Source organism: Arenibacter sp. 6A1, assembly GCF_012272855.1.
GTDB lineage: Bacteria > Bacteroidota > Bacteroidia > Flavobacteriales > Flavobacteriaceae > Arenibacter.
In genome coordinates, this window is the sequence record NZ_JAAXCQ010000014.1 from 105533 (window position 1) to 115834 (window position 10302).

The window sequence follows — 10302 nt, forward strand, 5'->3', positions numbered from 1 at the left end:
AAGGCTAATCAGGGAGGTTTACAAGAGTTCAGACAATGGTGTAAGTAGGCACTAGGGAAGCGCGGTAGTTTAAGATTGACTTGAGGGAACCCATCTTAAAAGTAGGTGGCACCTAAAATACAGGTCCAACTGTTGAGCTTGAGTGAATGTTGACCCACACCTTGTTTGGTCTTGTAAAAAGTGTGGGTATAACATTTAGAATTTTAAAAATAAAACATGGGTATTTGTTTTATTCCTTCTCTAAAACTATTTTTCGAATCATCAGGTTACTGGCCTTGGTTGCCGTGGTTTTCAAAACAAGCTTTCCGTCATTACTGTCTTCCCTCATTACATGGAATTTCACCCATTTCCCTCCATGGGTGTTATGGGGGCCTAGTTGTACTTTCCTGCCCTCGAATTCTATATATCCTTCCCGCCCTTGGTGGTTCCAATCGTCGAATAATACATAGAAACTTCCTAATATACCGCTAGGACAATCTATGGTAAGGGTCATTTTTTCTCCGTGCCAAGCACTGCCATAAGTATCCTTCCAAACGCCATCTGATTGTAGGTTGTAGGTGACATTTTCTTTTTGAACAACAACTTGGTCTACCTCTTTGGTCCACTGAACGTCCGTATTTTTTACTTCTAATAAGTCGGCCGAGTTAACCTGTAACAAATCATTGTCGAAACCTTCATCTATGGTGGCTTCAACAGCCTTAGGGATTAAAGGAAAAAGGGCTGTCAAAAATGTTGTATCAACTTCTAGGGTAGGGGTAAAAGCGTCGGATTTCATATAGTCCACAAGGCTGTGTTTTAACTGCTTTGCTACGGGAGAATTATTTTCGGAAATATTAAAGCCACATACCAAAATCTTGCCTTTTCCAACCTTAAATTCAAATATAGCACCTTCTTTATTGTTGCGGTGAAAATCGTCTACCACCTGTACTATGGGTTTATATTCCTTTGGAGTATTATTTAAAACGAAGGCTTTTGAAGCATTCATGATTGGTTCCCATTGCCAATCGCTGTGGAACGATGTTGGGAAATTATTAAAAGCCGCATGTTCGTTCTGAACCAATAGGCCAATATTTGTTTTACCCTGGCCAGGAAAGAATGTCAACGACCAATACAATGGATGGAAATTTAGACCAACACTGTTCTCTTCGGTCCCCAATTGATTGGCGAATAACATTACTTTCCTGCCTTTCTCCAAGGCTTTCAATGCTTTGCTGTCTAATGAGGGCGTAAAATATATTTCACTGTCATCTGTTGTTGGCAATTGGGAAGGGTAGACCCAAATATCCCAAGTATTTTTAAAAAGGGAATTCTCCAAGGCTAGGGAAATGGTCAGTTTTTGTGCGCGATCAATAGAATTTAAAGGAAAATTAAAGCTTCCTATATCCGTCAAGCTGCCTATTTCCAAATCTTTTATGGACCACTTTTCTTCCTTTAAAATCGTTCCCTTATCGGTCAGAACCTTGGCAATAATAACTCCTCCTTTGATGGGGTACTGCCCATAATGGGAAATCTGTGCACTGGCTTCAAATATTTCTTCCGTATTCCAAACAAATTTCTTCATTCGCAATAAGGGGACTGTTTCATCAAAATGTTGTTTGAATTTTTCAGGGGTTGTTATTCCTTTGCTGTCCCAATGCGCATCTAACCAACCGATGAGTGCTTCCCCTTGCCCTTGGTAGTCCTGGATACTCAATAATTGAACCCCGGCGCAGCTTTTAGTCCTCAAAAATGATTCGGTTTCATATTTGTACATGATTTGGTTCAGTGCTCCTGAAGCCATTTTAAAGTCCTTATCCTGGTCCGCAATACCATTTTTTACGGCAACTTCCTTAAAAGCTTCTAAATTCCTAGCTTTGAGTACGCCCGTATATTTGTTAATTTCATCCCAAGTAGGGTACACTGGCCATTGCCCTATCTCATGGGCAATTATTGGAATGTTCATTTGCGAATAAACATCCTCAAAATCCCAGTCGGTTCGTGCACCGTTCAGTCCTCTTGTACGGCCAACGCCCTGAATGTAATGGGTAGCCATATAATCATCTACCTCGGTGATGTTACGGGCGGTAGAAACGGAATAAAGCCTTCTGTTGTCCTTCTTTTTTAAATCTGCGACCCACTCTTTCATAATATCGAAATCGGAATTGCCCAATTCGTTTCCTATGCAGAACATGGTAAAGGAAGGATGGTTGCCGTAAGTGTCTACCACCCTGTTCATTTCTTCGATGACAAAGGCATCACGAATGGGATCTAGGCCTAAGCCTTTAGGATATCCTTTGGTGTCCATTTCTGGCCTTCCCTTTATTTTCATATCCTCGCTCATCCACCAATCAATCCAGATGGAAGCTTCTGCCTGCAAATAAATGCCCACCCTATTGGCTGCTTTAAAAGCTGCTTCCGGGGGACACCATGAATGGAATCTGGCGTGGTTTAGCCCATATTCCTTATACGTTTTAAAGATGCGTACCCAATCTTCTACTTTTGTAGAAGGATAGCCGGTCAACGGAAAATGTACGCAATCTAGATTACCCCGTAAGAAAACAGGATCCCCATTGATCGTAATGTTAGTACCATTATGACCAATCTCTTGGTATCCAAATTCTGTTTCATGGGAATCTTCATGTTTTCTTGTTTTGATCTTTGTTTTAAGAGTGTACACCGTAGGGTCAAATTCGTTCCATTTTTTGAGTTTTCCATCAAGATCAATAAGTATTTCTAATTTATTTGTTCCTGAGGTCAGCTTTTGTGAAACGGACAGTTCTTTAACCAATGCTGGTTTTCCCAGTTCCTGTATTTGAAGTACAATAGTTGTTTTTGCTTCTTGCTCGGCCGTTATTTCCAATGCAACTTTCAACTGGTCCTTGTCGAGCAATGAAAAGGTTCTTACATTATGAATATAAGTGGGGTCTTGTGCCCTAATCTCCATAGCTCCAACGATTCCGTTCCAAATACCTTGGGTATAGGCACCATAGGCGTGGCCCTTATCGCCAATATTGTGTATCATTTCATTGTCCACCTCAATAACGAGCCGATGTTTTCCAGGGGAGAGTTTTCCAATTTTATGGACATGTGGAGTTCCTAAGGCATCCTGGGTGCTAAGTTCCTTGCCGTCGATAAAAATTTTGGATTGCCATAATACGCGTTCAAGGAAAATGGTAAGCTGCTTGTCTTTCCAGTTTTTAGGGATGACAATTTCTTTCTCAAAACTGGCCACACCCAAATATTTATACGCTGGGGTAAGTACACCAAAATCGGACCCTTTAGTTTTGATGCCAAAGCCCTGCTGGGCCAGGGAAGAAGGCAATTGGATAATGCCTTCCATTTTGTTGCTCGCGGAGGAATTGTCTACAGTTGGATGGTCCGTATTTAAGCGTACATACCAACTTCCGGTAAGATTTATGGTCTGGTGTTGCCCTTTTAGACTATTTATAAAGGCAAAAGCAAGTACAATAAGAGCAATTTTTTTCCAATACATTTTATGGTGTTTTTAACCTGATTTTTAATACATTAAATTTAGATCCCATATTCGTAATTATAATGGATTCCTGTCTGTATAGGTTTTTACGGTATTCATGGGTTTTGTTTTTTTATACACAACTCTAATTCTTCCAGACTTTTACCCTTTGTTTCCGGTAATTTCTTTTTTATGAAAATAAAGCCTAGAACACATATGCCGCTATACATCCAAAATGTACCATAAGTACCTAATAGGTTGTTCAGGATAGGAAAGGTAAAGGTGAGAACAAAGGAGGACAACCATAATGAAAATGTAGCGATAGACATTCCTGTTGCGCGCAAATTGCTAGGGAAAATTTCGGAGAGTATCACCCAAGTAACTGGAGCCAAAGACATGGCGTAAATGCCAATTGCCATGAATACCAATAATAATACGGGCCACCCCCTGAATTCAAAATAATATGCCGCACCAAGGAAAACATACACCACGGCCAGCCCTATGGCGCCGAAAAGCATTAACTTCCGGCGACCCCAGCTTTCTACTGTCATCATCGCCACAAAAGTAAAAACGAGGTTAACACTTCCTGTAATTACAATGTTAAAAAACATGTCTCCAACACTATAGCCTGCAGCTGTAAATACTTCTTCGGCATAGTTAAATATAATATTGATGCCGCACCATTGTTGAAAAATGGCCAATACAACGCCTATACCAAGGATGGACAAGATTTTTTTGTCCTTTATTTCGGAAGCTGTGATTTTTTGTCTTGAATTTGTTTTCAAAGATGACTTCATACTCCTTATCTCATTTTTAGCATATTCCCTTCCTCCTATTTTTTTTAAAAATTTGGAAGCGGTACCTTCATTACCTGTCTTTACAAGAAATCGAGGACTTTTGGGAACAAGGAACATTAGGAAAAAGAAAAGTCCAGCAGGAATTAATTCGGCCCAGAACATAATACGCCAACCGTATTGGCCGTTCCAAGAAGCGTTTAATTCAGAAGGCCCAAAATCTGTTGGAATGGTTTCGGCGATACCCCAATTAGTTATCTGTGCTGCCAATATCCCAACCACTATGGTCAATTGATTGATAGCTACCAATTGTCCGCGATATTTTGCAGGGGCAATTTCTGCAATATACATAGGAGAAATTGTTGAGGCTAGGCCTATGCCTAAGCCGCCAATCAGCCTAAAGACAATAAAAGTGGTAAACCCATCGGAAAAACCCGTGCCCAATGCGGAGATCATATACAATGCAGCGGCAAAGATTAGAGAGTTCTTTCGGCCCCATGTATCGGCTAATACGGCCGAAAGCCCTGCGCCAAAAACACAGCCAACTAAGGCGCTGCTCATGGCCCAGCCTTGTAAGGTAGGGATGTCGGCTATGGCAAAGTACAGTTCGTAAAAAGGTTTGGCACCTCCGATTACAACCCAATCATATCCGAATAAGAAACCGCCCATGGCGGAAACCAAGGCGAGAAACAAAAGGTATTTGATGTTTATTGGGGAATGGTTCATGTTGTATTTTATATGGACTTTAGTCTTGGGCCCAATGTTTAGGATTCTGTAAATTTAAATAAGTTAAACATTTCTTAATCGCAAAGGATTATTATATAATTGTGCAAATTATACTTTACAGGTAATTTATTAAATAGATAAAGGGTAGAAATATATGGACAATTATACTATCAAAGAGGGTTTTTTGGGGCAAAGAATGATTGTACTGCCAAATGAGGTGAAAAAACACTTAGGTGCTAACCCTATTACAAGGTCTTTTTACATAACGGATTTGGGCTATTACCCTAACGCAAACCATCATCAAAGGGTTCGGGAAAAAGGCGCAAGCGAGTATATATTTATTTATTGTACAAAAGGAGAAGGCTGGTACAAATTGGATGACGAAATTATACCTGTTTTGCCGAATCAATTTTTTATAATACCCAAGAATACCAAACATAGCTACGGGGCACAAAATCGGAATCCTTGGACCATTTATTGGATGCATTTTGATGGGGCTCTTGTGGCTAGCTTATTCGAAAGATATTGCGCGAACGATAAGAAACCCATAACAGTTCCCTTTGAAAGTGGACGGATCAATTTGTTCGGACAAATTTTTAAAATTTACGGCAGTAGTTATATCGAACCTCAAATGGAATATGCGAATCTTTCGGCTTTAAACTTCCTTAGTTCCTTTATTTATAGTGATATCAATAATGTAAGCCACAATGATTATGAAAACTTAGTAGATTCTATAATTGATTTCTTGATCAATAACTTAGATAAGTCGTTTACTTCTAAAGATATAGCAGGTAATTTTAATTATTCTTCATCGTATATATTTAGCCTATTTAAAAAAAAGACAGGATATTCCCTGATTCATTTTTTTAATTTAAAAAAAATACAAAAGTCCTGTGAGTATATAAAATTTACCGACATGAATATAAAGGAGATAAGTTTTAAACTTGGTTACCATGACCCCTTATATTTTTCAAGGATTTTTAAAAGATATATGGGGGTTTCACCAAAAAAATACCGAGACCAATTAGAAAATTAAAGTAGGGTTGGCATAGCGATGATTTTTAGGAAAGCATGCCTGTTAATAAACCTCCATTAAGACTTTAGATTAGATCTGGTTAATTTTTTTTATGATTTGTGATCGAACATAGGATTTTGGGGTGTATCCTGTGAATTTTTTAAAAGTAGTGGCAAAATATTGCGAAGAACCAAATCCAAGATCAAAAGCAACCTCTGTGACCTTTCTTCCTTTTAATAGGTCTTGTTTGGCCCGATCTATCTTTAGCCGGTTAATATATTCTTTAGGAGGCATTCCAGAATTTGATTTAAACCAAGCTTTAAAATATCCGGTTGACATATCTACTAACTTTGCAAGTTCATCAACATAAATGATGCGATCTAGGTTTTTTGAGATAAAACTGTCCACTGTATTCAATTTTATGGAAGGGGTGGTTTTCTGTGGTTTTTTAGAAAGAATAAGGGTTTCTAGCAATAATTGAACAATTAACTGATCTAATTGTATTTTGGATAGGGTGGAGTCTACATTTTCAAGACATTCAATCAGTTTTTCCAAGATCAATTTTAACTGAAAGGAACCTTTAAATATGCTTCCCGATGTATCTAAAAGGCCATTCAGCAAAAATTCTGTTTGTTTTTTAGGCAGGTTGCAAAGTTTGCCTTTAGACGGGTTTACTAGAAGCTGAATCCAAAACAGTTCGCCTTTATCCTCGGGGAATTCGCCCGTACTGTGAATAGTATCTGGAGGCACTACAAAGATATCATTACCATTGAGTTCGTATAATTGCTCTCCAATCTTATAGTGTTGTTGACCATTCATACAAAAGCAAATCTCCAAAGCTCCTTTGTGTTGATGCTGCTCTAGTCCCGGTTGTACCCTATTGTATTTATAATGACCAAAAGAAAGGCCTCTTTTTATGCCGTAATCTTGAAGCTTATATACGCTTCTTTCTTGCTTTTCTAATTCCATCAAAAAATGTATAAAAAAGTAATATAGTACAAAATTTATAGACTTTTGATGATTATAGTTACATATTTGGCATTCTTTAAACAAGATGATGGAAACTAGAAGATTAGAATTTACGAATCAAGGCTTTACTAAGATAGATACTTTGCTTACCCTAGCGGAGGTAGAAGCCTTACGAGCTATTTATGATAATTTGCTCCAGGACAAAATAGCAACGGCTCACCTACGTAGCGATCTTGCCGGTGCGGACAATACCTCTGGCAAAACAGTAGAGCGTATTACACAAATTATGAGACCAAGTACGGTAAATCCCGAACTGCTGAGACATAGGGCCTACGAAAAAGCATTGGAACTTGTAAAGAAATTGCTTGGAGATGATATGGAGCTTGACTTTGATATGATGATCAATAAGGCTCCCCATACAAATTCTCCAACCCCTTGGCATCAAGATGCTGCTTATTGGATAGATATGCCCGATAAAAGATCGGCCAGTTGTTGGATCGCCTTGGATGAAGTCTTTGAAGAAAATGGCTGTATGTGGTTTATACCTAAAAAGGAAGGAGATTCTGTGCTCCCACATAAAAACCTGCCCTATGGAGGGGCCCTTTATTGTGAAACCGACACCGATGGGGCAAAGAGTATGCCGCTTCATCCCGGCGGATGCACTTTTCATGATGGATTTACCCTGCATTTTAGCCAAGGAAACAGTACAGATACCCAACGCCGTGCGCTGATCCTAAATTTTAGGCCCATAAAAATGATCGCGTTGGAAAGAGAGCAAGGGGTAGATCATACCGGAGAGAGAAAGCAGAGAAAGTGATTTAATTCCTATCATCCGATTTCCCATTAATTAAATTCTAAATCTTATGGTGTCTTTTGAAAACAAGTAGAAATAAATGAACCTTAAATTTATATACCCCCGTTGGGGCAGCTCAGAAGTATCATGGCCTGTTTTTTTAAATAAGGTAAAAGAGGCCGGTTACCATGGTGTAGAAATAGATCTGCCGATGGACGGTTCCCGGAAAAGTGAAATTTGTGCTATGTTGAAAGATTTTGAATTGGATTTTGTGGCCCAACATTGGGAAACCAAGGAGGCCGATTTTAAAAAGCATCAGGAGATGTATAAAAGACATTTGTACAATCTGGCTGAAGCCAATCCATTATTCATAAACTCCCATACAGGTATGGACTTTTATTCGCGGGCTCAGAATGGTGGGTTAATAGAACTGGCCCATAAAATAGAAGAGGAAACCGGTATTACAATAACTCATGAAACCCATCGTTCTCGCTTCTCTTTTGCTGCTCACGCCTGTTTGTCTTATTTGGAGGATTATCCTTTTTTGAAACTTACCTCTGACTTTTCGCATTGGTGTTGCGTTGCCGAGTCTTTATTAGAAAATCAGCCAACAGCAGTAGATAAGGCCATTGAACACACCTATCATATCCATGCTCGTGTGGGGTCGGCCCAGAGTCCGCAGGTCATAGATCCTCGAGATGTAAATTACAAAAATGAGCTAGACCGGTTCAACGAATGGTGGGGGTTAATGATAACACATGCCTTGGAAAATAAACGCCCCTTCGTTACGGTCACTCCCGAATATGGTCCCCATCCCTATACACCATATAAGACAAATACTCAAATACCGATATGTGACCAATGGGAAATCAATCAATTCATTCGAAAGGAAATTGTAGAGAACTACAGAAATCTATTTCAAACTTTTAATACTTAAGATAAACGCCATTAGCATCATGTTCAGATTAAAATTAATTATGCTACTTTTAATAGTAGGCTCTTGTACCCCCGAGAAGGATCAAAATCCGGAAGAAAAGGCGGCCCAAGAGGTCCTTTATAGAACCTTAGGAGCGGAACACGCCTCTAAATTCAGCTTTAAATATACGGAGAAGGATTCCTTGGATACTTATGCCATAAAGGTAGAAAACAACAAGGTCGTAATAACAGCTACGTCACCTACGACAATGACCAGGGGAGCTTATGACTATTTAAAAAATACCACAAACTCCATGATAAGTTGGTCTGGGAAAAACATCAATATTCCAGAGGAATTGCCCGAAGTAGAAAAAACAATTACCTCCCCATACAAGAACCGATATTATTTAAATGTATGTGCTTTTGGATATTCAACACCCTACTGGGACTGGGAACGGTGGGAAAAGGAAATAGATTGGATGGCCCTGCACGGAATGAATTTTCCTTTAGCCTTAGTTGCCAATGAAGCAATTGCAACACGCGTATGGAAAAAGCTGGGGTTAACGCAAGACGAAATAGATGCCTTTTATACAGCGCCCTCATTACTTCCATGGCAACGTATGGGGAATGTAAATAACCTTGGTGGTGAATTGTTGACAGAAGAATGGCATAATGGTCAAATAGCACTGCAGCACAAAATATTGAATAGGATGAAGGAACTTAAGATGAATCCTATTCTTCCCGCCTTTGCCGGATTTGTGCCAAAGGATATTAGTAGGTTGTATCCAGAAAATGAGCTATTACAAGTAAATTGGGGAGGTTTTCCGGAAAAATACCAAGGAGCCCTCATAAGTCCAAAAACACCTTTGTTTGATAAGATAGGAAAGCTTTTTATCGAGGAGTGGGAAAGAGAATTCGGAAAAGGAAAATATTATCTTGCCGATAGTTTTAATGAAATGGACCTTCCAAAAACAGATCGGCCGGTAACCGAGCTTTTGGCCGAATACGGAAGTTCTATCTATGAATCCCTTAAATCTGGAAACCCAGATGCCGTTTGGGTAGTTCAGGGATGGATGTTTACTTATCAAAGAAATATCTGGAACAAGGAAACAACGAATGCTCTTTTTAGTAAAATTCCTGATGACAAATTAATGATTCTCGATTATGCATATGAGTATAACGGTATCGCTTATAAAAACGGATTTAACTATGATGTTTTCGAGGGGTATAACAATAAACCCTGGGTGTATGGCTTTATGCTCAATAGTGGTGGAAAAACTGGACATACAGGTGTACACGATTATTATGCTACAAACCCAATAGCGCTTTTAAAATCTCCTTATTATAATAGTAATGCTGGTTTTGGCTTTGCCCCCGAAGGAATAGAAAATAATGAGGTCACCTTTGAACTAGTGTCCGATATGGCATGGACACGCGAAGCTATTGATTTGGACAATTGGTACGTTGATTATGCAAAAGCGCGCTACGGAGCTGCACCGACGGCCATGGCTGAAGCATGGCAGCTACTTAGGAAAACTAGTTACGGAACTATGACAGACCATCCTCGCTTTGGTTTTCAAGGCAATAGTGGATCATGGTCTACAGGAACCATAAACAAAGATCCCCGTATTTTTGAAGC

General features: G+C 39.3%; 7 protein-coding genes. 4 read left to right on the forward strand and 3 right to left on the reverse strand.

Features of this window, described 5'->3' with window-relative positions; genetic code table 11:
* Positions 1–229: 229 nt before the first annotated feature.
* Together HCG49_RS13465 and HCG49_RS13470 are read right to left on the reverse strand one after the other, a co-directional pair.
* Complete coding sequence (locus tag HCG49_RS13465) at positions 230–3472, reverse strand: glycoside hydrolase family 2 TIM barrel-domain containing protein (RefSeq protein WP_168470058.1); 3243 nt, start codon at positions 3470–3472, stop codon at positions 230–232.
* Between the two features lie 95 nt (positions 3473–3567).
* Entirely contained in the window at positions 3568–4971 is a 1404-nt protein-coding gene (locus HCG49_RS13470) for a sugar porter family MFS transporter (RefSeq protein WP_168470059.1), read from the reverse strand.
* 154 nt (positions 4972–5125) lie between these two features.
* Here HCG49_RS13470 and HCG49_RS13475 point away from each other — a divergent pair, with 154 nt between their 5' ends.
* Entirely contained in the window at positions 5126–6007 is an 882-nt protein-coding gene (locus HCG49_RS13475) for an AraC family transcriptional regulator (RefSeq protein ID WP_168470060.1), read from the forward strand.
* 69 nt (positions 6008–6076) lie between these two features.
* Here the strand turns inward: HCG49_RS13475 and HCG49_RS13480 are convergent, their stop codons facing one another.
* Complete coding sequence (locus HCG49_RS13480) at positions 6077–6955, reverse strand: AraC family transcriptional regulator (RefSeq protein WP_168470061.1); 879 nt, start codon at positions 6953–6955, stop codon at positions 6077–6079.
* Positions 6956–7040: 85 nt separating this feature from the next.
* Here HCG49_RS13480 and HCG49_RS13485 point away from each other — a divergent pair, with 85 nt between their 5' ends.
* The 3 genes from HCG49_RS13485 to HCG49_RS13495 all read left to right on the forward strand — a co-directional run.
* A complete protein-coding gene (locus HCG49_RS13485; protein WP_240938698.1) occupies positions 7041–7772 on the forward strand; it encodes a phytanoyl-CoA dioxygenase family protein in 732 nt (243 codons plus the stop codon).
* A gap of 76 nt (positions 7773–7848) precedes the next feature.
* Complete coding sequence (locus HCG49_RS13490) at positions 7849–8685, forward strand: sugar phosphate isomerase/epimerase family protein (protein ID WP_168470062.1); 837 nt, start codon at positions 7849–7851, stop codon at positions 8683–8685.
* Positions 8686–8725: 40 nt separating this feature from the next.
* Positions 8726–10302 (forward strand): alpha-N-acetylglucosaminidase (locus HCG49_RS13495; protein ID WP_168470063.1); only part of this gene is annotated, 1577 nt, incomplete at its 3' end.

What these genes read in the sequence shown, in the direction of transcription:
- HCG49_RS13470 (WP_168470059.1), bottom strand. Translation starts at nt 4,971, where the DNA reads ATGAACCATTCCCCAATAAACATCAAATACCTTTTGTTTCTCGCCTTG.
- HCG49_RS13485 (WP_240938698.1), top strand. Translation starts at nt 7,041, where the DNA reads ATGATGGAAACTAGAAGATTAGAATTTACGAATCAAGGCTTTACTAAG.
- HCG49_RS13490 (WP_168470062.1), top strand. Translation starts at nt 7,849, where the DNA reads ATGAACCTTAAATTTATATACCCCCGTTGGGGCAGCTCAGAAGTATCA.
- HCG49_RS13480 (WP_168470061.1), bottom strand. Translation starts at nt 6,955, where the DNA reads ATGGAATTAGAAAAGCAAGAAAGAAGCGTATATAAGCTTCAAGATTAC.
- HCG49_RS13465 (WP_168470058.1), bottom strand. Translation starts at nt 3,472, where the DNA reads ATGTATTGGAAAAAAATTGCTCTTATTGTACTTGCTTTTGCCTTTATA.
- HCG49_RS13475 (WP_168470060.1), top strand. Translation starts at nt 5,126, where the DNA reads ATGGACAATTATACTATCAAAGAGGGTTTTTTGGGGCAAAGAATGATT.